Here is a 25624-nt window from a genome sequence, read left to right as displayed (position 1 = left end):
AAATGATATGCAACAGCTTTTATCCCTTTTTACCTTATACACCGGCAAAACTAATCCCATACTGGAAGCATTACCCTCTTCAGGATCAAATCGCAGATATTTCCGGCTGAAGAAAGGCGATCTGTCACTTATCGGTGTACATGGTGAATCGCGCGAAGAGAATCGGACATTCATTGCACTGGCACGACATTTCCATCAACAGCGGCTAAACACTCCGGAAGTATTGGCCGTTTCAAAGGATGAGATGTTCTACATCCAACAAGACCTGGGAGATGAGATCCTGTTCGATGCCATCAAAGGAGGCAGGCTCACGGGCGTTTTCAGTCACGAAGAGAAAACCCTTCTGCACAAAACGATAGGAATGCTTGCCAATTTTCAGGTGAAAGGGGCGTTGGATCTGGATTTCAAGGCCTGCTATCCTCAACCGGAGTTCAACAGCCGCTCGGTATACTGGGATTTGAATTATTTCAAGTATAACTTCCTCAAAACTACCGGTATGGATTTTCAGGAAGATCTGCTGGAGAATGATTTTGACAAATTGGCTGAAAACCTGTTGCGTGACCGATCGGAGACTTTCATGTATCGTGATTTCCAATCACGTAACGTGATGCTGGTGGAAGGCAATCCCTATTTCATCGATTTTCAGGGTGGCAGGAAAGGACCCATCTATTATGATGTAGCCTCATTCCTATGGCAGGCAAAAGCCAATTTTCCGGAGGAACTGCGAGATGAACTGATAGACACATATATCGAAACTTTAAAAAAATATCAAAAGGTAGAAAAAACCGATTTCCTGAAACAACTACGCCAGTTCGTTCTTTTCCGCACACTGCAGGTGCTCGGGGCGTACGGATTCAGGGGCTATTTTGAGAAAAAACCACATTTTATCCAAAGCATTCCTTTCGCACTGAATAACCTCCGGGAGTTGCTGAAAGAGGGGTTTGAAGAATATCCCTATCTCTGCGGCATATTGAAGGAGATGACAGAGCTAAAGCAATTTGCCGATACCCAAAAGCGAGAGTTGCACGTGCGAGTCTATAGCTTCGCCTACAAAAAAGGTGTTCCCAATGACACGTCCGGCAACGGAGGTGGCTATGTGTTCGATTGCCGAGCCATCAATAATCCTGGAAAATATGAACGGTATAATAATGTAACCGGTCTGGATGAGCCGGTGATACAATTTCTCGAAGAGGATGGTGAAATGCTGGAGTTTCTCGACAACATCTACCCTCTGGTAGACAGGCATGTGAAACGATATAAGGATCGTGGTTTCACCGACCTGATGATATCGTTTGGTTGTACCGGAGGACAACACCGATCGGTCTACGCCGCCCAGAAAACAGCGGAACATCTCTCGAAAAAATTCGGTATAAAGGTCTCCCTGGTACACCGGGAACAAAATCTGGAACAGATTCTCAGATGAAAGCGATGATATTTGCCGCCGGGCTCGGCACAAGACTCAAACCCCTTACCGACACCATGCCGAAAGCGTTGGTACCGGTCGGAAGAAAACCATTATTGCAGCATACGATCGAAAAACTGAAAGTCGCCGGATTCGATGAAATCATCATCAACATACACCATTTTGCCGACCAAATCATCAAATTTGTAGAGACCAATCACCATTTTGATGTCCATATCAAATTCTCCGATGAACGGGAAAAACTGCTCGATACGGGAGGCGGAATCAAAAAAGCGGCTGAATTTTTCAACGACGACAAACCATTTCTGGTACATAATGTTGATATTTTGTCCAATATAGATTTGGGGAAATTGTATGAGACAGCTATACAAAACCGCACCCTTTTAGATTCAGCCCCTGGCCACCCTGGGCAGAACCAACCTCATTCTACCCTCGCCACTCTCGTCTGCAGTGAACGTAAAACCTCCCGCTATCTCCTCTTCGACAGCGATAGCCATTTAAGAGGATGGATGAATGAATCAACCGGTGAAGTAAAATCGCCACTTTCAAATTTTAACCCACAGCACTACAGAAAATTGGCCTTTGCAGGCATTCAAATTCTTGATCCCTCCATTTTCCAATATATGACCGATTGTCCCGACCGTTTCCCGATTATCGATTTCTTCCTCTCTATTTGTGACAAGGTCACAATAAATTACTATACGACTGACAATATACAGCTTATCGATGTAGGAAAAACAGGTTCACTGCAAGAAGCTACCCAATTTTTAGATAAACTCTATTGACAATATTTTTTTGTCAGACACAGAAAGCGACATATAAAGGCATTGACCTTATACTATTCTCAAAACCAAAGTTCTACGGATTCCATAACTGTGCTTTAAAAATATACATACTTTTTGAACGAACCCACACTCTTGATTTTACGTCCATCCGGATCACATCTACTCCTTTCTGAATCATCAAATCACCTTTTTTACAAATATCCAATTATCTATGGAAAAATACTTATTATTCATCTTTTTCATAGATAAAAATCATTAAGATGCGGGTGCGTTATAGTTCATCATCCGACTTATATACGGCATTTAAATAGTTATATTTTGTTAATAATGCAATATATAATAAATTATTTTACTTTTATACTTGTATATATAAATTTATTGTTCTTATTTTGTCGATATATTATAATTTAATTTCCATAGAATAGGTAAGAAAAACAGTATAAATTATTATAACGATGGATAGAATGAATGATTTTAACATACTGGCGTCACAATATAAAACGGAACTATTTGAGAATGTGATTCCTTTTTGGCTCACACACTCTCAGGACAGACAATATGGTGGATATTTCACCTGTCTCGATCGGCAAGGCAACGTATTCGACACCGATAAGTTCATCTGGCTTCAAGGGCGGCAGGTATGGATGTTTTCCATGCTATATAATAAGGTAGAAAAACGGCAGGAATGGCTCGATTGTGCTATACGGGGGGCGGAATTTCTAAAGAAATACGGGCACGATGGTAACCTGAACTGGTATTTTTCGCTCACCAGGGAAGGAAAGCCATTGGTGAAACCATACAATATCTTCTCCTATACTTTTGCCACCATGGCGTTCGGACAGTTGAGCCTGGCTACCGGCAATCAGGAATATGCCGATATCGCCAAACGCACCTTCGAAATCATTCTCCACAGAAAAGATAACCCGAAAGGCAAGTGGGACAAAACTTATACGGGCACCCGTCCGCTCAAAGGATTCTCCCTGCCTATGATCCTCAGTAATCTTACACTGGAAATTGAGCATCTGCTTGATAAAGAAATTATCGAGCAGATGATGGAGGAATGCATTCGCGAAGTGATGGAACTGTTTTTGCGTCCCGAATTGGGTGGTATTATTGTAGAAAATGTGAATCCGGATGGTTCTCTATCCGATTCCTTTAACGGCCGTTTGATCAATCCCGGGCATGGGATAGAAGCCATGTGGTTTATTATGGATCTCGGGGTGCGACTTAATCGACCTGCACTGATTAAGAAAGCAAATGAGACTACACTTAATATTATAGAATATGGGTGGGACAAAGAGTATGAAGGCATTTTTTACTTTATGGACAGAAAGGGATTTCCTCCACAGGAATTGGAGTGGGATCAGAAACTATGGTGGGTGCATATAGAGACATTGATATCACTGTTAAAGGGATATCAATTGACCGGCTCTAATGAATCCCTGCAATGGTTCAAAAAAGTACACAATTACACCTGGGGGCACTTCAAAGATCCTGAGTACCCCGAATGGTGGGGTTATTTAAATCGTCAGGGGGAAGTATTGCTCGAGCTGAAAGGTGGAAAATGGAAAGGCTGCTTTCATGTACCGAGAGGATTGTATCAATGTTGGAAAATACTGGAAAATTTAAATCAGAGGGACAATGAAACCATTTTATAAATTATCCTCATATTTTCTCTTTATTCCGATAATCATGGCAACCATGATTGTCTGTTCCAACAGTTATAACAAGGTGGATGAAGAGATTATCTTCAAGGAAGATATTGAATTGGACAATACCAAAAATCATAAAACTGTACCAAAAGATATGGTTCTGATTTATGATGGAGGCGCTCACCGGAGTGTAAAATGGGACAAAAATCATTTCTCACCTTATATTTATTCGATAAAGGAAGGTGAGCACAAGTTATTATTCGATGGATTTCTATTTTTAGAAATAACAGACGGAAATGGCAGAGGGTTTGCATCCGGTTATCAGAAAAATGCCGCCCGAAAAGTTGAATGGGAAAACCTTCTTCTGAATTATTTTACAGAGAACAATGCTGTTCATGCACTGAATAGCCGGATAGAGGATCTGGTAAAAAGCAAAACCATATCAGGTAAGTATGAGAAAAGGAAAGTGATCATAAGCATTCCGGAACCCATCCCCAATCAGAAGGATTGGGGAGAACTGGAAAATAGACAATTGGATTTTTCCAATCGTAAAGACAGGATAGCTGCCTGTAAATGGTACATAGAATATGCTGAACAACTCTTCAGGGAAGCAAATTTCGAGTATGTGGAATTGGTGGGCTTTTACTGGTTGGCAGAAGAGGCTACCAATAGCAGGGATCTGGCAAAATATATTGCGGATATCATTTATAAAAAGGATTACGATTTTTACTGGATTCCTTACTTTAATTCGGATGGCTATCAGGAATGGAAGACACTGGGGTTCAACCAGGTTTATTATCAACCCAATTATTTTTTTAATGAAAATGTACCGTATTCACAACTTGAGGAGGCTTGTAAAAGAGCTAAAAAACATGGTATGAATATGGAAGTTGAATTTGACGAAAAAGCTTTGGCAAAAAACGGATGGGGACATCGATTATATGATTATTTGGATGTATTCTCCCAATATGAGGTATTTGACTCTTTAAATGTGGCCTATTACCAGGGAGGCGATGCTTTTTTCCAACTATCGCAATCAAAAGACTCATCAGATATTGAACTATACAATAAACTCACCGATATTATCATAAAAAGACAAGAATAATGATTGTGAACAAATGACTTAGAATGAAGGATCTCTTTTGCCATAAGACTTTTATTAAAAATTTAAGACGAATAAATTGATTGTTAAATTAAAATTAAACCAAGTTCAATGAAAAAAATGAAATCACTCTTCTCCGGAAGAAAAGTAAAACGAACGGCATTCGTTTTGAGTTATTTCATATTCCTGATTTGCAACACATATATGTATGGACAAAGCAATATCAGAGGTACTGTGAAAGATTCAAAAGGCGAAAGCTTAATAGGCGTGAATGTGTTGGTTAAAGATACCAAGCAAGGTGCGATTACCGATGTGAATGGAGAGTTTACGATCAGCGTTCCAGACAGGAATGCAGTTCTTGAATTCTCGTATGTCGGTTTTAAGACACTCGAGGTTCCTTTAAACGGACAGACCAATATAAATATAGTCATGTCCGAAGATACAGAATTATTGGACGAAGTTGTAGTGGTAGGCTATGGAATACAAAAAAAGCTACATGTTACCGGCTCAGTAGCCCAAGTAGATTCAAAAGATATTGTGCGTGCACCTTCAGGTGACTTGACAAGTATTCTGGCTGGAAAGTTACCCGGATTAGTGGCCACACAAAAATCAGGACAACCCGGTGCAGACGGCTCCAACCTTCTTATCCGGGGTATCTCTACATTGGGAAATTCCGCGCCGATGATTATTGTGGATGACGTACAACGCTCATTCAATAACTTAGATCCGAATGAAATTGAAAGTATCACCATCTTGAAAGATGCATCTTCTGCCGCCGTATACGGTATGCAAGGAGCTGGTGGTGTTATTCTGATCAAGACAAAAAGGGGTAATTTGCAAAAGCCGCAAATAACCTATACCGGAAAGGTACAGTATAACCAGAATACCAACTATCCTAAATTCTTAAATGGTCCAGACTTCATCAAGTGGTACAACAAAGCATTAGAAATGGATGGATTGGATCCAATTTTCACCGAAGCCGTATACAATAAGGTATTAAATGGCGATCCTGAGGGGAAATATGCCGATACCGACTGGTTTAAAGCGCTGATGAAAGACGGAGCCATGACTACTCATCATAATATCTCGGTAAACGGAGGCAACGAAACAACCAACTACTTCCTCTCACTGGGCTATTATGATCAGGACGGTATCCTTGACAAATTCTCTTTCAAAAGATACAATCTTCGTTCCAACGTAGATGTCAAATTGAATAATGGCTTTACATTGGGCCTCGACTTAGGCGCCCGTCAGGAAGGACGTAAAAGTGGATATTATTCCGTGGGAAATCAGGACTGGAATAACCCTATCAACCTGGCACAAAGAATGTTACCAATAACCCCCACCGAGTACGACGGATTACCGGTAGCAGCTAATATCAGTGAATCGTCCAAATTCAATCCTATGGCATTTAACAGCCAAACCGGATATAACAATTCTATACTGAATGTATTGCTTACCTCAATGACATTAGCATGGGATTTACCGTGGATAGAGGGGTTAAATCTAAAAATAAAAACATCATACGACAAGGATTATACCACTTCAAAATCATGGCGCGAACAGTTCAAAATGAACAGCTATAATGTCAGAACAGAACAGTACGAAATAGTAGAGGCCAATCATGGTGATCCGAAAGAACCGGTATTGGGCAACAATGCTTCCCAGGCACAACGGTTAACCATTCAGCCATCTATAAGCTATGCTGCTACTTTTGGCAAACATGATATATCTGCCTTATTGCTCTATGAGCAATCCTCCTATGAAAGCGAAAATATGGGTGTGAGTGTGCAGGGATTCGATTTGACGACACTGCACGAAATAAATATGGCAAAAGATATTTTATTGGGTACGAAAGCAAACGGAGTGAGGGGCGGTAGTTATAAATTTAACCGTGCCGGTTATGTTGGGCGCATGAATTACAGTTATGCAGACAAGTACCTGGCAGAACTGGTAGCCCGCTATGATGGATCGGTCCGCTTCCCGCCGGAAAACAGATGGGGATTCTTCCCCGCAGCCTCATTCGGATGGAGAATATCCGAAGAGTCTTTTTTCGCCGATCTTAAGGATAAAGTTGAAAACCTGAAATTACGGGCATCCGCAGGATTGCTGGGTAACGACCGGATTGCAGACTTCCAGTATCTGAATCTGATGAACCCAAATCCACCGACATTGTATATAGGAGATAAGGAATATATTTCTATCTATACTGCCGGAAATGTGAACCGGAATATTACCTGGGAGAAGACTGCCACCTATAATGTCGGATTTGATCTGATATTCAATAAAGGCATCTTCGGAATGGAATTCGATTATTTCTACAAATTGACCAACGATATATTAATCTCAAGCAGCGCACTCTATCCCCCTTCTCTGGGAGGGAACCACCCAAGCACTATGAACGGGGGAAAGGTCAGCAACAGAGGTTTTGAGCTGATATTGACGCACCAAAACAGTATCAACGGGTTCCATTACAACGTAAGAGGAAATATAGGCTGGTCGCGCAATAAAATACTGAAAATGAATGAAAGCCCGAATACTCCTGACTATCAGAAACGCACCGGACGGAAAATGGGGGAAAAAATGGGATTTATAACAGGAGGCCTTTACCAATCTAACGAAGAGATTATCAACAGTGCTACGTTGGGCCATTTAAGTAAAGACCAAATCCGTCCGGGAGATATCCGGTATATGGACTTGAATGGTGACGGAAAGATTGACCAAGCTCAAGACTATACATTCATCGGTAACAGTAATTTACCGGAATTGATGTATGGCCTCAATATAGGAGCAACATGGAAAAATTTTGATCTCTCTCTGTTCTTTCAAGGAGCTGCCATCACCGATGTTTTCTTAAGTGGAGTATATGGCAACGGAAATGTGGATGCCACTATATTTACCCGCCCGTTCCACGGAAATGGGAACTCACCCTATTTCCTGATTGAGAACAGTTGGACACCCGAAAACACGAATGCCGAATTTACCCGTTTGACAACTATCGCAGCAGAAAAAGGAAACACTAACGGTTGGGCATCCGAATGGTGGATCCGCAACGGCAGTTACCTACGTTTGAAAAATGCTCAATTGGGATATACGTTAAAGAATAATTATGTCCACAGCATGGGTATCGATAACATTCGGTTTATGCTTACCGGTGGTAATCTTTTCACCTGGTCTGAATTGACAAAATACAATATAGACCCTGAAACACCGGAGATTACAAACGGTTATTATCCGCAACAACGGACGTATGAATTTGGTATCAGTCTAACATTTTAATAAACAAGAATGATGAAAAGATCAAAAATAATAACACTCGCTGCGATCGTTTTGGTATTTGCCGGTTGTTCCGATTTTTTAGATCCGGAGCCACGCGAAAAGTATACCGAAATGGATGCCTGGAAATCGGTAGAGAATACCTATCTATACATAAACGGATTTTATAAACCCATTTATGAATATGGCCCGTATGGACTCAAATATGCCGAGGTGAGTATGCATGACGGATTTTCTGATATCCTCCGCTATAATGCCAATGTAATGGGAGGCGCCGGGGGAGACGTAAACAAAGTAGTTTATACGGGAAATATCAGCCCTGCAGGGAATATTTTAAGCGATTACTCGTATGAATATAACCGGATCCGACGTATCAATGAATTTCTGTATGGACTTAAGACATATGCAAAATATGATGAGAGCATAGTTAAGCTGATGGAAGCGCAGGCACGGTTCTTCAGGGCTTATTTGCACTTTATGCTCGTCAGGGGGCACGGAAGTATTGTGATTCGTGACTATATCGATGGACCGAACGAAGCTTTCAAAGCACGGAGCCCGGAAAATGAATGTTGGGATTTTATTGAAAAAGATTTGGATTTTGCGGCTGAAAATCTACCGGACGAATGGGATAAAGACAATTATGGCCGTATAACAAAAGGAGCGGTATATGGCTTCAAATCAAGGGCGATGCTTTATGCCAAACGGTGGGATAAAGCCGCCGAAGCTGCCCAGAAAGTAATTGACAAAGAGGGAACACTTTACGATTTATTACCTGAGTACGCCGATGTATTCAAGCAACCTGATTTTTGTAAAGAAACGGTACTGGGATACAGATTCCACGGACAGCTCACCCATTCGATCCAATTTGACAAATTATATACCCCCAGCGGAGATTTTCCCCCGGAAAACACAGATGTAAAATGTCTGGCTGTACCTACTCAGGAGATAGTGGATTCCTATTACATGGCAGACGGTACCAGATTTGACTGGAATAAACCGGAACATTCCGCCAATCCCTATCAGAACCGGGAGTCACGCTTCTATGCATCCATTTTATACAATGGTGCTCCCTGGAAAGGGCGTACTATAGAAACCTTTGTAGGAGGAAAAGATGGATTCAAGGAATTCGGAACAGCCAATCATCCCAATACCACTACTACCGGTTATTACATCCGTAAATTGTTGGACGAAGGGGTTACCGATATGACTAAAAAAGGACTTACAGCATGGTCAGAAGTTCGTTACGCCGAAGTACTGTTGAATCAGGCCGAAGCACTGAATGAAGCCGGCAAACCCAATGAAGCGCTCATTCCATTGAACAAGGTGCGTGCAAGAGCTAAATTACCCAATATCACAGAATCAAATCAGGCAAACCTGAGACAGATTATCCGTGAAGAGCGTAAAATAGAATTAGCGTTTGAAGGGCAACGTTATTGGGATTTAAGACGATGGAAAATAGCGCTGGATATATTGGGCGGAAAACGAATGCACGGAATGAAAATTACAAAAAATGCCGATAATACGTTCACCTACGAAAGAGTAGATTGCGACGGTCAAAATCGCTTTTTTGAAGAGCGTTATTATCAATTCCCCATTCCATTATCCGAAATTCAAAATAATCCGGAATGTAAACAAATAGATAAATGGTAATTAAAAATGAAAATAGCAATGAAGAATTTATATAAAATAGCCGGACTTCTGGGATTGATACTGCTGTTTTCCTGTGAAGCGGCAGAGGAACTTATCCCCACTTTGGGAAACGAAATAACGGGTATCCGAATTATGCTGCCCAATGGAACCAATACCGATTTTACAGTAACACCCGATGAAAATAACAATATTCATTTGGAAGTAGACGGGAGTCGTAAGACAGATGTCACTAAGATACGGATGTCGGTCAGTGTCCCGAACAATGCTATTGTCGAATCATCTGTTCCCCTCGGAGAGTATATGGATTTTTCCAAGCCTGTAATAATTAGTGTTACCGGTGCAGATGGTGCAAAAAAAACATATACCATCACATTAGACGTTATCCCTTCCGCCATCAGCACAAAAGAACTGTGGAAGAAAACGGGGTCAGAATTGGGATTTGCTCCTCATAACAATGGAGCCATCGGTATAAGTGGAAATTATATTGTAGTCCATGACAGGGCGCGATTCTCCTATTTTAATATATCAGACGGTGCGAAAGTGGGTGACATGTCCTGGGAAGGTATCGATTGGCAAAATTTAGGATTTAAAATGCCGCTCCACATGACTACTGACGATGCAGGCAATATAGCATCGTGCAATGCCGCTACCGCAGCCGGTCAAGAAATTCATATGTTCTGGTGGAGAGGTGTAACCGCCAAGCCTGAACTCCTCTTCAAATATGTACTCGAGAATATGCCGGGCGCCCAACTCGGCAGGAAGATTTATGTCAGAGGCGATTTAACAAAACATGCTTTCGTATATCTTGCAGTGTCGAATAACAACACGATCCTGCGATGGGAAGTAAAAGATGGTAAAGTAGTTTCGGAAACACCCAAAAAGATCAATTTCGACATCGATTATACCATGGGAGTGCAAGCTAAAGTTGTTCCTGTGGAGTTCGGGGAAAATACCAATTATTTTATCAATCGTTTTGTGAATGGACAGGCTCAGGTCGCGATTACTTATATGGATGGTGTAACAAATACAGCCATATATAAATCAGAACACCATATCCAAGATGTATTTCATCAATGGCTTGGCGGCGGACATGCCTTTGATTATGCCGATATGAACGGGGCAAGATATATCTTCCTGATCGAACAAAACGGCTATAATTGGATGAGGGAAATCTTTTCATTGAGAGCAATGATGAAAGATCCCTCAAGCATAAAGGATATCACCAGTTTGATCCATACACGTGTGTGGGAAGATTGGTTATACTATCCGCTTGATCCGGCCCTTGGCGCAAACGGCAATGCCACGGGAGAAGTAAAAGTCCGTGTAGCACCCGATGGGAACTCTTCCACCGTAGCATTTTTATGTACGAATGGCGGAGTTATCGTTTGGGATGTCAATTTAGAATAAATTATTTTACCTTGCAGGAAGAGGAAAGCTATTTTTCTTCTTCCTGCTTTTTCTGTCAAGAAACTCTCTCAACGCTATGCATATTATACGATGTTTTGCCGTTATACTCTTCATTTATTACTATACCCCGGTACATTCCAGATCATCTGAAGATCCTGGCGAAATCATTTGTATAGAAAATGGACAGCTATTATTAGGGTTTAATTCAAAGGACGGAACGCTTCACAGGTTTGATGATATAACAGGGGATTTATCTCTCATTGCCGAAGACAACCCCAAAAACTCGTTTTGGCAGATTCATCTGCATACCTCTTCGGGAGTGATTCCGTTGGATATATTTTCAGCATCGCTGTGCAATATAGAAAAAGTGAATAGCCAATACATGAAAATGACCTGGTCGGATTTTCGCGAGATTGATCATCCCGATTTTGAGGTAGTGGTAACCGTACGGTTGGATGAGCACGAGTCAGTTGCCAAATGGAAAATTTATCTGAATGGCATCAGGGGAATCGACATAGAAAAAGTGATTTTCCCCAAAATCAGCGGGATAAAAGATTTACAGCAGGAGAAGCTGGCCGTGGCTGATTGGATGGGCTCCCTATTGAAAGAGCCGCGGAAACATATGCAGAAAAACAACCAGCAATATCTTGGCTGGGCCTACCCCGGACATTTGTCCATGCAACTGATGGCGTTGTACAATCCCGGTAAAACCGGTCTATATTTATCCTGCAATGACAGCCTGGCTTACCGTAAAAATTTCGGTATCGGATTGGATTCACAGGGATATCTGTGGTGGCAGATAGATAATTTTCCCGAATATCACAACTTATCAGTCGCCTATTCTCCAAAATATGAAGCGATAACAGGTATATTTAAAGGAGATTGGATCACGGCAGCGCAATATTATCGGCAATGGGCCGTTCAACAGAAGTGGGCCAGGGAAAGCCGCCTGAAAAACCGACAGGTTCCGTCATGGGTTGAAGAGACCGCTTTATGGGTCTGGAATCGCGGTAAAGTACAGGGAGTATTGTTACCGGCGGAGGAGTTAAAAAAGCGGTTAGGCTTACCGGTCAGCGTATTGTGGCACTGGTGGCATGGTTGTCCTTATGACGAAGGGTTTCCCGAATATTTTCCACCTCGTGATGGGGAGCCACTGTTTAAAAATGAGATCACAAAAGCAGACGAACAGGGAATAAAGGCACTGGTCTATATGAATCAGATCCAGTGGGGAAATGCTACCGAAAGCTGGGAAAAAGAGAATGCATCCCGGTATGCGGTGAAAGGAATTGACGGGAAAACCATTACCCATGTCTATAATATTTTCTCCGGACAGGCACTGACAACCATGTGCATGGGCACCTCTTTCTGGAGAAACAAATATGCATCATTGGCCGAAAAAGCCATCAACCACTATCATGTAGGAGGTATATATATGGATCAGGCATGTCTGGGTTATCTCTGCTACGACCATTCCCACGGCCATCCGGTTGGTGGAGGTAATTATTGGATGGAAGGATCGGGAACACTTACCCGGCAAATCCGTGCCTCGTCACGCTCGACAGCCAAAATCGCTCTTTCGGGTGAAGGAGTCAACGAATGCTGGTTACCCTACCTGGATCTGTTCCTCACGCTCCAGGTAAGCAAAGAAAGATATGCAGGCGTTGAGGGGTGGCAAACTATCCCATTGTTTCAAGCGGTTTATCACCCCTACGCAGTTTCTTACGGAAGTTATTCCTCTTTGCTTTCACCTCCGTATGACGATCTGTGGCCAAAGGATTTTGCCCCCTCCGATACACTGCAATTACTCAACGAAGGTTTTAACAAGCAATTCTTAATGGAACAGGCAAGGTCTTTCGTCTGGGGGATACAACCGATGATTGCCAATTATAAGGATTTTCTGGCCAACGACCGTAAAGAAGAGATCGATTACCTGATGAAACTGGCAAGAGTCCGTTCACAGGGATTGAAATATTTACTCCACGGGGAATTTGTCCGGCCGCCCGAAATAAAAGCCCCGGAGCAGGAGATGAAAATTTCCAGGCTTTCCATTTATGCCGGGAGAGAAGCGAAACGGGTAACGGAGTTACAAGGCAACTACCCGACAGTATATGTTGCTGCATGGAAATCGGACGACCACCATCTCGGGATTGCCGTGGCGAGTATCCTCGACTATCCCTTCCCGGTAAAACTGCAGTTCGATACGGAAACTTACGGATTGCAACCTAACGGGGACATTTTCCTTATAAAGAAAGAGGGGAAAGATAAGATCGGAACATATCGCGATGGAAAGATAAACCTGACAATACAACTATCACCGAAAGATGCGTGTATACTGGAGTTCATATCCAACAAACTAAAATAATAAACCTCATGACAATCTATTCACGTAGAAATTTCTTAAAGACCGCTACCATGGGTGCAGTCGGTCTTACCATAGTGCCCAATACCGTATTGGGGAAAACGCGGGGACATATTTCTCCCAGTGACAAACTGAATATCGCCGGTATCGGCGTAGGGGGTATGGGGCGTCGCAACCTGGCGAACATGAAGACAGAGAATATCGTCGCACTCTGTGATGTCGACTGGAGATATGCCGCCAAAACATTCAACGATTACCCTAAAGCCAGGCAGTTCAAGGACTGGAGGGTGATGTTCGACCAGATGGGAAAATCCATCGATGCCATCATGGTGGCAACACCCGACCATACCCACGCCGGGGTAGCAGCTCATGCCATCACACTGGGGAAACATACTTACGTACAGAAACCATTGACTCATTCAGTGTATGAATCCAGACTGCTCACCAAACTTACCCAAAGGTACAAGGTAGCCACCCAGATGGGTAATCAGGGGAATTCGTTCGACTGGTGTCGCCAGGTGGCCGAATGGGTGCAATCCGGAGTGATCGGCGATGTATATGAGGCACATTGCTGGACTGACCGCCCCATCTGGCCACAGGGGCTGGGAGAACCCAAAGGAGGAGTACCCGTTCCGGAAACATTGGAGTGGAACCTGTTTATTGGCCCTGCCAAAAAACGCCCTTACGATCCCGCATACACTCCCTGGAACTGGCGAGGGTTCTGGGATTTCGGCACAGGAGCGCTGGGCGACATGGCATGCCATATCATGGATCCCCTCTACTGGGCATTGGACCTGGAGTACCCGGTAAGCGTCTCGGCAAGTTCCACACTGGCCAACCTCTATTCCCCTCCCCAGGCACAGAAGGTGACCTATAAGTTCCCCGCACGGCCGGCAAAGGGAAAAGTCAATATGCCCGAACTCACCGTACACTGGTACGACGGCGGGTTACTGCCCGACAGGCCACAAGAGCTCAAAGACGGTGAAATGATGGGGGATTCCAACGGGGGAATTATCCTGGTTGGCACCAAAGGGAAAATTATGACCGGCTGTTACGGGATGAATCCTACCCTGCTGCCCACATCCAGGATGGCCGGTTTTAAACAGCCCGAACCGACTATTCCCCGCATCAAGGGGGGGAACGGCAATATCTGGGATACCAACGCCCATGAACAGGACTGGATCAGGGCCTGCAAGGAATCTCCGGAAAACAGGACTGAACCATCTTCCAATTTCCGGTTTTCAGGACCTTTCAATGAAATGGTGGTGATGGGAGTATTGGCCGTACGCCTTTCCGGTTTGCAGGGACTCCATCGCGAACTGCAATGGGACGGGGAGAACATGCGGTTTACCAACATATCCCCGAACGACAAGATCAGCATTGTGACACACGATGAGTATGCGGTGATCGACGGGGATCCAAAATTCGACAGGCGGTTTGCAGAGTTCAATGCCCTGGAGATGTCAAACGAATGGATAAAACACACGTATGAGAACGGGTTTACACTGCCCGATATGCCAAAATTATAAACAACTACGAAGAACATAACGATGAAAATAACAAAAATGGTATTTATCGCACTCTCCTGCCTTTTATTACATGCAGGATGTGCACAGGACAACACGAAAACCAAAGCGAAAAAACAGGGATGGCATTTGTCGATGCAGTCCTACACATTCCATCTTTTTACGGTGATAGAGTCATTGGACAAGACCCGGGAGTTGGATATTCCGTTTATCGAGATCTATCCCGGTCAAAGGATGGGGAAAGGATTCGGTGAAGCAGTATTCGGCTATGGGCTCGATGGGGAACAGCGAAAGAAACTGAAACAGGAGGCAGCCGCCAGGAACGTGACCATCATCTCTTCGGGAGTATGGACGGCACAAAGGGAGGAATGGGAACAAATCCTTACTTTTGCCAAAGAGATGGGGCTGGAATTCATCAGCGCAGAACCGGCACATGAGGACTGGGACGTAGTGGAAGGACTGGCTAAAAAATATGGCATAAAGGTGGCGGTCCACAATCATCCGAGTGAGCATTCTTACTGGAAACCGGAAGTGTTACTTGGCTGCATATCCGGACGGGACGCCCTGTTGGGAGCCTGCGTGGATGTGGGCCATTACAGGAGGATGGGGCTGGATCCCGTTGCCTCGATGCGGCAACTCGACGGGAAGATCATCGCATTGCATTTCAAGGATATCGCACCGCAAGGGGAAGAGCAGAGCCTCGAAGATGTGGTATGGGGAAAGGGTATCCTCAACGTGAAAGGGATGATGGAAGAGTTGAAAAGACAAAACTTCAAGGGATATTTTACGATTGAATATGAAGCGGATTGGGAAAACAACCTGCCGCAGATCAGGCAATCCATCGATTACTTCAACCAGGTTGCAGAAGAGATACTATAACAATGGTACGTAGAAATTTTTTGAAAACAATATCGGCGGGAGGCACCCTGTTGATCACGCCTCCCGGCTTGCATGGCATGTCGGAGACCAATGTCCTGGAACAGATATCCGTCATGCGGCATAAAGAGATATTAACGGCAGATATCGTGATCATCGGGGGTGGCCTGGGAGGTGTCGCGTCAGCACTGTCTTCACTCAGAAACGGAAAAAGAGTAATTCTTACGGAAGAGACGGACTGGGTGGGGGGACAACTTACACAACAGGGAGTCCCGCCCGATGAGCACCCATGGATAGAACATACCGGATCCACAAAGACATACCGGGATTTCCGGAACAAAATAAGGGATTATTACAGGAGGAACTATCCGCTGAAAGAACATCTTAAAGATGTACTTTACCTGAATCCTGGCAATGCATCGGTATCACGCTTCTGTCATGAGCCCCGGGTAGCACTGGCGGTGATCAGTGAATTACTGGCTCCCTATATAAGCTCCGGCAGACTGACACTATTATATCGGCACAAGGCTATTAACAGTGTTACCAACAAAGATATAGTGGAGGATATCACTGTAAAAAACATCCTGACAGGTGATATCAGAATATTGAAAGGCCAATATTTTGTGGATGCTACCGAATTGGGCGATCTCCTACCCTTAACAGGAACAGAATTCGTTACAGGGAGCGAATCCAAAAAAGAGACCGGGGAGTTACATGCCCCACAAGAAGCCGATCCTTCCAACGTACAGGCCTTCACAGTCTGCTTTGCAATGGATTATCTTCCCGGTGAAAACCATGTGATTCCCAGACCTAAAGATTATTCGTTCTGGAGAAAATTCACGCCTCAGTTGAAACAACCCTGGCCGGGAAAGTTACTGGATCTCCACTATTCCAATCCCCGGACGTTAGAGAAGCGGGAATTATGCTTCGACCCCACAGAAAAAGGATGTGGCAATATCTTCAATCTCTGGAGTTACCGGAGGATTGTCGATAAAAACAACTTCGAAGAAGAAGCATACCGGAGTGATATTTCACTGGTGAACTGGCCTCAGAACGACTATTTCCTGGGGAACCTGATCGGAGCATCCGACAAAAACTTCCACTCTTATGTAGAAGGAGGCAAACAACTGAGCCTGTCGTTGTTGTACTGGCTGCAAACCGAAGCACCACGGCATGACGGAGGAAAAGGATGGCCCGGGTTACGGCTGCGGAAAGATATCCTGGGATCGGATGACGGATTGGCAAAATATCCCTACGTGAGGGAGTCGAGACGTATCAAACCTCTCTTCACCGTGACGGAACAGCATGTGGGAAAAGAAAACAGGGCGTTGGTAGCCACCGGGGATAAGGATAAAGCCGCTTTCTTCCATGACAGCGTAGGAATCGGGTATTATCCCATCGACCTGCACCCCTCTACCGGCATGCAAAATTATATCGACATGGACGCACTGCGGTTTCAAATCCCTCTGGGGGCTTTACTCCCCATCCGGATGAAGAACCTTATTCCTGCGAACAAGAATATAGGAACGACTCATATCACCAATGGCTGTTACCGCCTGCATCCGGTGGAATGGAACATCGGTGAAGCCGTTGGAGAGCTTCTCTCTTTCTCGATGGACAACCGGTACACTCCTCATCAGGTACGGGAGCAACAAGCTGTTTTGAGTGATTTCCAGTTACTGCTCCGTTCGCGGGGGATCGAACCCGAATGGCCTTCGGATGAAGAACTGGAGAAAATGAAATACTGATATGAAAAAAAGCCTCTGTTTACTCTATTCCTTTTTCATCTCCCTCTGCTTATTCTCCTCCTGTGAAGAGAAGCATAAAGAGGTAGCATGGGAATGGCCTTATGCGCCGGAAAGAGAGAAAATACCTGTCAGTCAAAAACCTAAGATACTGTGGGTGGACGCTTCGGCTAACTTCAAGTATACGGCGAACAGCAAGGAGAATATTGTCAAATATATCAACCTTGCAAAGGCTTCGGGATTTACTGAGATTGTACTGGATGTACGCCCCGGGTGCGGGGATGTATTATTCAGAAGTGAACTGGCACAACAGGCAAAAAAAATAGGAGAAGTGGAAAGGACTGCAACGTGGGATTATCTTGGTACGTTTATCGAGGAAGCACATCGGGCCGGCTTGAAACTGAATGCCAGCATTTGCGCGATGGTCGGTGGTACAAACCGGGACGGCGGCATGCTCTTCCGGGAGCCTGAGAAAAAAGATTGGGCTACCACGATGTACTATTCATCCGGATTAATTTCGATTATGGATGATACCAACTCCTTTACGAAATTCTTTAATCCGGTTCACCCCGACGTACAACAATATATATTAGACCTTGTAGCCGAATTAGCCACCCAATACCCGGAACTGGACGGAATTGTCTACGACTACGGACGGTTCGAATCGCTACACAGTGATTTTTCCGATATAACCCGGAAAAAGTTTGAAGAGTATATCGGAAAAAGTATCACAAATTTCCCACAAGATATTCTCCGGTGGAATGGCAATAATCCCGTACCCGGGGAGTTTTACAAGCAATGGCTCGAATTTCGGGCAAAAGTCATTCATGACCTTTTTGACAAGACAAGGCGTGTAATCAAAAATATAAATCCCAACCTTCGATTTGGGACGTATACCGGTTGTTGGTATTCAAGCTATTATGAACTTGGTGTAAACTGGGCAAGCAAAGAATATGATGCATCCAGGTATTATAGCTGGGCCACACCCGACTATAAGAACTATGGTTATGCAAGCTTACTGGATTTTTATATGACCGGCGCTTACGGAAAAGAACTTTACGGAACAGACAGTGAATGGACGGTGCAAGGAGGCATTCTTACAGCCCAGAAGGTCACAAGAAATGAGATCCCTGTCATCGGAGGATTGTATGGCCTGAACTATTATCAGCAGCCTAAAAACTGTGAAGAAGCCACTTATCTGACGTTGACTGTGGGTGACGGCCTAATGTTCTTTGATATGATATACCTCATCATGTATGACCAATGGAATGATGTCAGAAAAGGGATTGACCGGGCATTGGCTACAGACAAATAAATTACTTTTTACGCTATGAAACGACGTCATTTTTTACGATCATGCGGTGCGACGCTTCTGGCGGGGAGTCTTCTTCCTGAACTCCGGGCGTCCATCCAATATAATCCGGGGAAAATAAAACCGATAACAGGATCATGGTTTGAGTTTCAACACCATAGCCTCGTGGAAGGAAAATACTGGAATGAAACCCTGAAAACATTTTCCGCGGTACAGTGGGATGCGAAGGTAAAGGAAATTGCCGACAGTGGCATCCGGTATCTGGTATTACTCAATGTGGCTATTTACGATAAAATATTCTACCCTTCCCTATTACTTCCACAACATGATATGGGTTGCGAAGATCCACTCGGCACGATCCTGAATGCCGCCGACAAATATGGAGTAAAATTTTTCGTGAGCAACGATTTTTTTGGTGACTGGACGAATCCTTACCTTCTGATGACCGACCCCGGAATCAATAAGATGCGTCTGCTGGCTATGAATGAGATTGCCGAAAAATATGCACATCATAAAAGTTTCTACGGATGGTATTTCCCGAATGAGACGGGGATATCAGGCTATTATGAAGATTTCTTTATCAATTATGTCAATGCATCTTCTGCCGAAGCGGCAAAACTAACTCCCGGCACGAAGACATTAATTGCGCCTTATGGGACGAGGAATGTGATCGCCGATGACAAATATGCAGGTCAGTTAGAGAAACTGAATGTGGATTATATCGCCTACCAGGATGAGATCGGGGTAGAGAAGACCCGTGTAGACGAAAGTGCGGGATATTTCGAGCAATTACACCGCATTCACAGCAAAGCCTCGCACGCCCGTTTGTGGGCGGATGTGGAGATATTCCGTTTTGAGGGGAAAGTATACCAAAGTGCCTTACTGCCGGCGCCGGCCCAAAGAGTTATCCGGCAACTGGAGGCTGTCTCACCGTTCGTGGAAGAGATCTTGATCTATCAATACACCGGACTGTTAAACAAGCCAGGCAGTACAGCTTTTGCCGGCCCCGTGGATACTGAAATCCTCTATACTGAATTGACAAAAAAGGGCTTTTTAAAGAGTCGATCTCTTTAATATGCTTCAGAATCATTATCAAGTCACATTGAGATTCACGGATTCACTCTGGAAACAAAAGAACAAACAGGAATGAAAAAGAATTTACTATACAATATACTACTCATTGTCATTCCATTCACGGGCAGCGGTTGTGGAGAAAAAACAGGACAGACCGACTTCGACTTCAGGTATATCACCGCTGTAGAAGTAAACCGCCCGAAAGCATTGGATGTCAAAATAGATAATTTCATGCGTACGGTAACCATCCAGTTCCCTATGGGAACAAATATCTCCGAAACAGAGATCAATATAATACCGGCCGCAGATGTTAAGATGATCGAACCATCCATTACTACTTCCACATACAATCTGACGGCGAACGCTTCGTTCAAAATCCAGAAAGGAAATGAGACCCTGACATACCGGCTACTGGCCAATTTCGCCTCCGTTTCATTTGAGCCGCCCTCCGACGAATGGGAAAAAAGGAGTGATTTCGGAACTCTACCGGATTACCTCTCTGTGTATAAATACACAAGAAGCATCTCAGGGAAACAGGTCCAGGCCTACATTGCCGTAGCAGATATCACTGAAGGAAAAGCACGTTTCAGAGTATTGGGAGAGAAAACTGGCTCTCAAACCCCTAAGCAGTTCTATGAGAACAATTCGCGGCCCGGGATAGTATTAAACGGCGGGTATTTCTGGAGCGGGACTTCTCTAGGGTTAATGGTCAGGGATGGAAAAATTATCTCCGGGGCACAACAAATAGTCTACAGGGATTATAATGGTAAAAGTACCGAATATTATCCTACGCTGGGCGCATTCGGCACAAATCCCGATAATACGTTTGGGGCTTATTGGGTCTACGAATCGGAGAACACCCTCTATACTTATCCCCATCCTTCTCCGAACAAAACAGGAGAAGCACCACAGCCCGTTCCTTCACCCGGTTTTCCGGAAGGAGGGAAAGTATGGAAACCGCAACATGCCATAGGAGCCGGACCATTGCTGATTACAAAAGGTACATATAAAAACCTGTGGGAACCGGAAATGTTCGATGCTCTGAGCGGCGTAGGACCAACGGTTAATCACCCGCGTTCAGCCATCGGCTATCATCCTTCGGGACATCTCGTGTTATTTGTGTGTGAGGGGAGGAACAAAACGCCTAATGCCCCGGGATTGACGCTGAAAGAAGTATCCGATATCTTGCTTCGGGCAGGTTGTACAGAAGCTATCAATTTAGACGGAGGAGGTTCTTCATGCATGTTGGTCAACGGGGCAGAAACCATCAAGCCCAGTGACGGCAACCAACGAACAGTCACCAACGCTGTCGCAATTTATTAAACAGGTTCAGGATATAGTAACAGGAATATGAGACAACTTTTTTCAGTCTTTCTTCTTGTATCCAACATTTTCTTCGCTTGTTCATGCAACGATGATAAAAACAGCGGTTACAAAGAAGAGATCATTTTTAAAGAAACAAAAGAAACAGGATCAACAAAACCGATCCAGATGTGGATCGACGCCCATGCCAATTTTAGCAGATTTGCCAGGAAAGAAACGATCACATCCTACATGAAAAAGCTGAAAGAAACCGGCTTTACTGAGGTTTATGTCGATGTCAAACCCGGAATCGGATATGCATTGTATGACAGTGATATATTGCCACCGTTGACGAAATGGGATCATGAAGTGGTCAACCGTGACTGGGATTATCTTGGTTTTTGGATTGAAGAAGCCGAACGCCTGGATATGAAAGTGATCGCGAGTCTTTCAGTCATGGGATACGGTTATACCAGGACAAAAGAAGGATTGATTTATGACGACAGTTCATGGGATGGAAAAACACAAGTGGAAATGCCGGATAATAATCCGGATCATCTCGTAGATATACGTAATCAAACAGGGGTGGATGCCGCCATGTTGAACCCATGCCTGCCGGAAGTACAATCATTTATCCTTTCAATCATCGAGGAAATTGCCACAAAATATCCTAAGCTGAAAGGTATCTGCCTGGATTATTGTCGCTGGTATGGAGGGAATTATGGATTTGGGGATGCTACAATCCATGCATTCGAAACTTATAGCGGATTAACCGTTACAAACAGAAATGATATCATCACAAGCACAGGAGGGATTGGCCCCTTATATAGTCGATGGATTGAGTTCCGCACAATGACAATTACTCAGCTTATTACAGATATCCGTTCGAAAATAAAATCAATCAATCCTGAAATGGAACTCCATGTATGGTCATCAGCACATTGGAAATCACGCTATAGTGTAGGACAAAACTGGGCAAGCAAGGACTATAAACCCACCAGTAGCGGCATATATACCGAAACGTATCATAAAACTGGTTTTGCCGATCAGATTGATGTTTTTTCATTGGGAGCTTATGCGGAAAATGTCTGGAAATCGGAGAACCCACAATCCGACTGGTCGGTAGAAAATTTTGTAACAACTTATTACAACTATACAAAAGGTGACTGCCGGGTATATGGATCGATCGGCACTTATGCCTATGGAAATAAAGCATCAGCCATATCCGATGCGGTATATCTATGTTTAAAAAATACCGATGGTTTAATGGTTTTTGAAATATCGCATGTGATCAACAACAATCAATGGAATGCCATCAAAGAAGGCATAAAACGGGCCAACTAAACATCAAAAACAGAGATTGAAGTAATGGATCGTTCTAACAATAGCTATATGAACGGACTTTAATCAATAAAATAAATTTAAAATTGGAACCGGTTATATTTATTACTTATTTTGTGATGTAAATGGACAACCGGTGATACTATCTTTCAGATCAATAGTCAAACACTATAAAACATATACAATGCAACACAACAGAAGAGACTTTATCAGGAGAGCGGCACTGGCAGGCGCTTCAGTAGCGGCGATTCCTACGTTATCCGCCTGCAACGGAGCAGAGAGATCATCTTCAGCAGGTGAGAGCCACTCGAATATATATAAAAACCATGCGTTGAAAAGTAAGCTTATTGTACCTGAGAATAACGGGATACAAATAACCGGCACATTCCTGGATGAGATCTCACATGATATCCCCCACCAAAACTGGGGAGAGGCGGAATGGGATCTGGATTTCCAATATATGAAAGCAATGGGTATTGATACGGTCATCATGATCCGTTCCGGATACAGGAAGTTTATTACCTATCCTTCGAAATACTTACTGAGTAAAGGGTGTTTTATGCCGTCGGTCGATCTGGTAGACATGTACCTGCGCCTTGCCGAAAAATATGGCTTGAAATTCTATTTCGGGTTATACGACTCCGGTCATTATTGGGCGACCGGTGACATGTCCCACGAAATCGAAGACAATAAATATATCATCGATGAAGTATGGAAAAATTACGGAGAGAAATACAAGAGTTTCGGAGGATGGTATGTGAGCGGTGAAATAAGTCGTGCCACCAAAGGGGCTATTGACGCCTTCTATGCTATGGGCAAACAGTGTAAGGATGTATCCGGAGGATTACCGACCTTCATCTCGCCATGGATCGATGGAAAAAAGGCAGTGGCAGCAAGCGCGACAGCCCTTACCAAAGAAGATGCGGTATCGATTCAGCAACACGAGAAAGAGTGGGATGAAATATTTGCCGGGATCCACGAAGTGGTAGATGCGGTTGCATTCCAGGATGGACAAATCGATTACGACGAGTTGGACGCTTTTTTCACGGTAAATAAAGAGCTGGCTGACAAATACGGTATGCAATGCTGGACAAATACTGAATCGTTAGACCGGGATATGCCAATCAAGTTTTTACCGATCAAATTCGATAAGCTACGGATGAAGTTAGAAGCAGCCAAACGATGTGGTTACGATAAAGCAATCACCTTTGAATTTTCACATTTTATGAGTCCTCAGTCGGCATACAGCCAGGCCGGGAATCTTTATAACCGGTATGTAGAGTACTTTAATCTGTAATAAGAAGTGAATAACCTACCTCTACAGGAAGGGATAACAGTGTAGCACACATAGAATATTATAATTAAAAAATATGCAAAAAACAGAGAATATCAGCAGTTATGTGATTTTTCTTTCGGTTATCGCAGCGTTAGGCGGTTTCCTGTTTGGATACGATACCGCTGTCATCTCGGGAACCGTATCACAGGTGACCGGTCAATTTATGCTGACAACACTTCAGAGTGGCTGGTATGTGGGCTGCGCACTGATCGGCTCCATCGTAGGAGTCTTGTTTGCAGGGGCTTTGAGTGATTATTTCGGACGTAAAACGACGATGTTATTATCGGCTGTACTGTTCACTGCTTCGGCATTGGGATGTGCCATCGCTCCGGGTTTTAACCAACTGGTCATCTGGCGCATCGTTGGCGGTATAGGCATTGGCATTGTGTCTATTGTCTGCCCGCTCTATATTTCGGAGATCTCACCGGCCTCTCACCGTGGCAGAATGGTCTCACTCTACCAACTGGCGGTCACAACAGGCTTTTTGGGAGCCTATCTGGCGAATTGGTACCTGCTCAACCTCTCCTTCGACTTTTCCTCAGAAAGCCCATTACTTCTTAAAATCTTCGGTAGTGAAAGCTGGCGTGGAATGCTGGGTGTCGAAACCATTCCTGCCCTGCTATTTTTCATCATTATCTTCTTTATTCCTGAAAGTCCCCGTTGGTTGATTGTAAAGGGAAAAGAGGAGATCGCATCCGGCATATTCTCCAAAATCTATACCAAAGTATCGGAAGTATCATTCCAGATCAGCGAAACCAAGCAGATGTTGCAGTCGGAAGAGAAATCGGATTGGAAGTTACTGCTATCACCGGGTATTTTCAGGGCAGTACTGATTGGTTCTGCCATCGCCATCCTCGGGCAATTTATGGGTGTGAATGCCGTATTGTACTATGGCCCTTCGATCTTCGAGACAAGTGGCCTCTCCAGTGGCGATTCCCTTTTCTACCAGTCGTTGATCGGACTGGTCAATATGGGCACTACCGTGCTTGCCCTTTTGATCATTGATAAGGTAGGACGCAAGAAACTGGTGTATATCGGTGTCTCCGGTATGATTCTGTCATTGATCCTTATCGGTATCTATTTCCTGATGGGTGAATCGTTGGGTATGTCGAGTCTATTCCTGTTGGGATGTTTCCTTGCCTATATTTTCTTTACGGCAGGATCGATCAGCGCAGTGATCTTCGTCTTCCTCTCCGAGATGTATCCTACAAAAATAAGGGGACTGGCCATGTCTGTCGCAGGATTTTCTTTATGGATCGGCACCTATCTGATCGGGCAACTCACACCATGGATGCTGGAGAATGCTACGCCTGCCGGCACATTCTTCCTCTTCGCCTTCATGTGTATCCCCTATATGCTGATCGTATGGAAACTCATGCCGGAAACCGCCGGAAAGTCGTTGGAAGATATCGAGCGGTTCTGGACGGGTAAGGAAAAACAATCTTAATGAAATAATAT

17 protein-coding genes are annotated in these 25624 nt (G+C 44.0%); all 17 read left to right on the top strand.

Annotated features, from left to right (window positions below):
• The first annotated feature begins 7 nt into the window (after positions 1-7).
• The 17 genes from VB073_RS01590 (at position 8) to VB073_RS01510 (ending at position 25613) form a co-directional block, all read left to right on the top strand.
• Positions 8-1423, top strand: a complete 1416-nt coding sequence (locus tag VB073_RS01590; RefSeq protein WP_323402389.1) for a phosphotransferase — start codon at positions 8-10, stop codon at positions 1421-1423.
• The gene (locus tag VB073_RS01585) at positions 1420-2208 is read left to right on the top strand and encodes a nucleotidyltransferase family protein (RefSeq protein ID WP_323402388.1); all 789 of its coding nucleotides are present in this window, start codon (positions 1420-1422) and stop codon (positions 2206-2208) included. The genes VB073_RS01590 and VB073_RS01585 overlap by 4 nt, the downstream gene beginning before the upstream one ends.
• Positions 2209-2672: 464 nt before the next feature.
• Positions 2673-3866, top strand: coding sequence for an AGE family epimerase/isomerase (locus VB073_RS01580; RefSeq protein ID WP_323402451.1), 1194 nt, complete (start codon positions 2673-2675; stop codon positions 3864-3866).
• Entirely contained in the window at positions 3850-4965 is a 1116-nt protein-coding gene (locus tag VB073_RS01575; protein ID WP_323402387.1) for a DUF4855 domain-containing protein, read from the top strand. The genes VB073_RS01580 and VB073_RS01575 overlap by 17 nt, the downstream gene beginning before the upstream one ends.
• Before the next feature lie 108 nt (positions 4966-5073).
• Positions 5074-8241, top strand: a complete 3168-nt coding sequence (locus VB073_RS01570; protein ID WP_323402386.1) for a TonB-dependent receptor — start codon at positions 5074-5076, stop codon at positions 8239-8241.
• A gap of 9 nt (positions 8242-8250) precedes the next feature.
• Entirely contained in the window at positions 8251-9888 is a 1638-nt protein-coding gene (locus VB073_RS01565; protein WP_323402385.1) for a RagB/SusD family nutrient uptake outer membrane protein, read from the top strand.
• An 18-nt stretch (positions 9889-9906) separates the two neighbouring features.
• Positions 9907-11295, top strand: a complete 1389-nt coding sequence (locus VB073_RS01560) for a DUF5018 domain-containing protein (protein ID WP_323402384.1) — start codon at positions 9907-9909, stop codon at positions 11293-11295.
• 76 nt (positions 11296-11371) lie between these two features.
• Positions 11372-13657, top strand: a complete 2286-nt coding sequence (locus VB073_RS01555) for a DUF6259 domain-containing protein (RefSeq protein WP_323402383.1) — start codon at positions 11372-11374, stop codon at positions 13655-13657.
• An 8-nt stretch (positions 13658-13665) separates the two neighbouring features.
• Entirely contained in the window at positions 13666-15183 is a 1518-nt protein-coding gene (locus VB073_RS01550; RefSeq protein WP_323402382.1) for a Gfo/Idh/MocA family protein, read from the top strand.
• 21 nt (positions 15184-15204) lie between these two features.
• A complete protein-coding gene (locus VB073_RS01545; protein ID WP_323402381.1) occupies positions 15205-16059 on the top strand; it encodes a sugar phosphate isomerase/epimerase in 855 nt (284 codons plus the stop codon).
• 2 nt (positions 16060-16061) lie between these two features.
• The gene (locus VB073_RS01540) at positions 16062-17804 is read left to right on the top strand and encodes an FAD-dependent oxidoreductase (RefSeq protein ID WP_323402380.1); all 1743 of its coding nucleotides are present in this window, start codon (positions 16062-16064) and stop codon (positions 17802-17804) included.
• 1 nt (position 17805) lies between these two features.
• Positions 17806-19116, top strand: a complete 1311-nt coding sequence (locus VB073_RS01535) for an alpha amylase family protein (RefSeq protein ID WP_323402379.1) — start codon at positions 17806-17808, stop codon at positions 19114-19116.
• Positions 19117-19131: 15 nt separating this feature from the next.
• A complete protein-coding gene (locus VB073_RS01530; RefSeq protein ID WP_323402378.1) occupies positions 19132-20187 on the top strand; it encodes a DUF4434 domain-containing protein in 1056 nt (351 codons plus the stop codon).
• 72 nt (positions 20188-20259) lie between these two features.
• Positions 20260-21510 carry a phosphodiester glycosidase family protein gene (locus tag VB073_RS01525; RefSeq protein ID WP_323402377.1) on the top strand — a complete coding sequence of 417 codons (1251 nt, stop codon included), beginning with the start codon at positions 20260-20262 and terminating at the stop codon, positions 21508-21510.
• 27 nt (positions 21511-21537) lie between these two features.
• Positions 21538-22833, top strand: a complete 1296-nt coding sequence (locus tag VB073_RS01520; protein ID WP_323402376.1) for a family 10 glycosylhydrolase — start codon at positions 21538-21540, stop codon at positions 22831-22833.
• Positions 22834-23014: 181 nt separating this feature from the next.
• A complete protein-coding gene (locus VB073_RS01515; protein ID WP_323402375.1) occupies positions 23015-24127 on the top strand; it encodes a DUF4434 domain-containing protein in 1113 nt (370 codons plus the stop codon).
• A 73-nt stretch (positions 24128-24200) separates the two neighbouring features.
• Positions 24201-25613: a sugar porter family MFS transporter gene (locus tag VB073_RS01510; protein ID WP_323402374.1), complete on the top strand. Its 1413-nt coding sequence runs from the start codon at positions 24201-24203 to the stop codon at positions 25611-25613.
• Positions 25614-25624 lie beyond the last annotated feature (11 nt).

This window comes from Proteiniphilum sp., assembly GCF_034927365.1.
Classification (GTDB): Bacteria; Bacteroidota; Bacteroidia; order Bacteroidales; family Dysgonomonadaceae; genus Proteiniphilum.
This window is presented reverse-complemented; position numbering and strand designations above follow the sequence as displayed.

What these genes read in the sequence shown, in the direction of transcription:
- VB073_RS01575 (WP_323402387.1), top strand. Translation starts at nt 3,850, where the DNA reads ATGAAACCATTTTATAAATTATCCTCATATTTTCTCTTTATTCCGATA.
- VB073_RS01530 (WP_323402378.1), top strand. Translation starts at nt 19,132, where the DNA reads ATGAAACGACGTCATTTTTTACGATCATGCGGTGCGACGCTTCTGGCG.
- VB073_RS01585 (WP_323402388.1), top strand. Translation starts at nt 1,420, where the DNA reads ATGAAAGCGATGATATTTGCCGCCGGGCTCGGCACAAGACTCAAACCC.
- VB073_RS01570 (WP_323402386.1), top strand. Translation starts at nt 5,074, where the DNA reads ATGAAAAAAATGAAATCACTCTTCTCCGGAAGAAAAGTAAAACGAACG.
- VB073_RS01520 (WP_323402376.1), top strand. Translation starts at nt 21,538, where the DNA reads ATGAGACAACTTTTTTCAGTCTTTCTTCTTGTATCCAACATTTTCTTC.
- VB073_RS01555 (WP_323402383.1), top strand. Translation starts at nt 11,372, where the DNA reads ATGCATATTATACGATGTTTTGCCGTTATACTCTTCATTTATTACTAT.
- VB073_RS01510 (WP_323402374.1), top strand. Translation starts at nt 24,201, where the DNA reads ATGCAAAAAACAGAGAATATCAGCAGTTATGTGATTTTTCTTTCGGTT.
- VB073_RS01565 (WP_323402385.1), top strand. Translation starts at nt 8,251, where the DNA reads ATGATGAAAAGATCAAAAATAATAACACTCGCTGCGATCGTTTTGGTA.
- VB073_RS01550 (WP_323402382.1), top strand. Translation starts at nt 13,666, where the DNA reads ATGACAATCTATTCACGTAGAAATTTCTTAAAGACCGCTACCATGGGT.
- VB073_RS01525 (WP_323402377.1), top strand. Translation starts at nt 20,260, where the DNA reads ATGAAAAAGAATTTACTATACAATATACTACTCATTGTCATTCCATTC.
- VB073_RS01590 (WP_323402389.1), top strand. Translation starts at nt 8, where the DNA reads ATGCAACAGCTTTTATCCCTTTTTACCTTATACACCGGCAAAACTAAT.
- VB073_RS01540 (WP_323402380.1), top strand. Translation starts at nt 16,062, where the DNA reads ATGGTACGTAGAAATTTTTTGAAAACAATATCGGCGGGAGGCACCCTG.
- VB073_RS01580 (WP_323402451.1), top strand. Translation starts at nt 2,673, where the DNA reads ATGAATGATTTTAACATACTGGCGTCACAATATAAAACGGAACTATTT.
- VB073_RS01560 (WP_323402384.1), top strand. Translation starts at nt 9,907, where the DNA reads ATGAAGAATTTATATAAAATAGCCGGACTTCTGGGATTGATACTGCTG.
- VB073_RS01515 (WP_323402375.1), top strand. Translation starts at nt 23,015, where the DNA reads ATGCAACACAACAGAAGAGACTTTATCAGGAGAGCGGCACTGGCAGGC.
- VB073_RS01535 (WP_323402379.1), top strand. Translation starts at nt 17,806, where the DNA reads ATGAAAAAAAGCCTCTGTTTACTCTATTCCTTTTTCATCTCCCTCTGC.
- VB073_RS01545 (WP_323402381.1), top strand. Translation starts at nt 15,205, where the DNA reads ATGAAAATAACAAAAATGGTATTTATCGCACTCTCCTGCCTTTTATTA.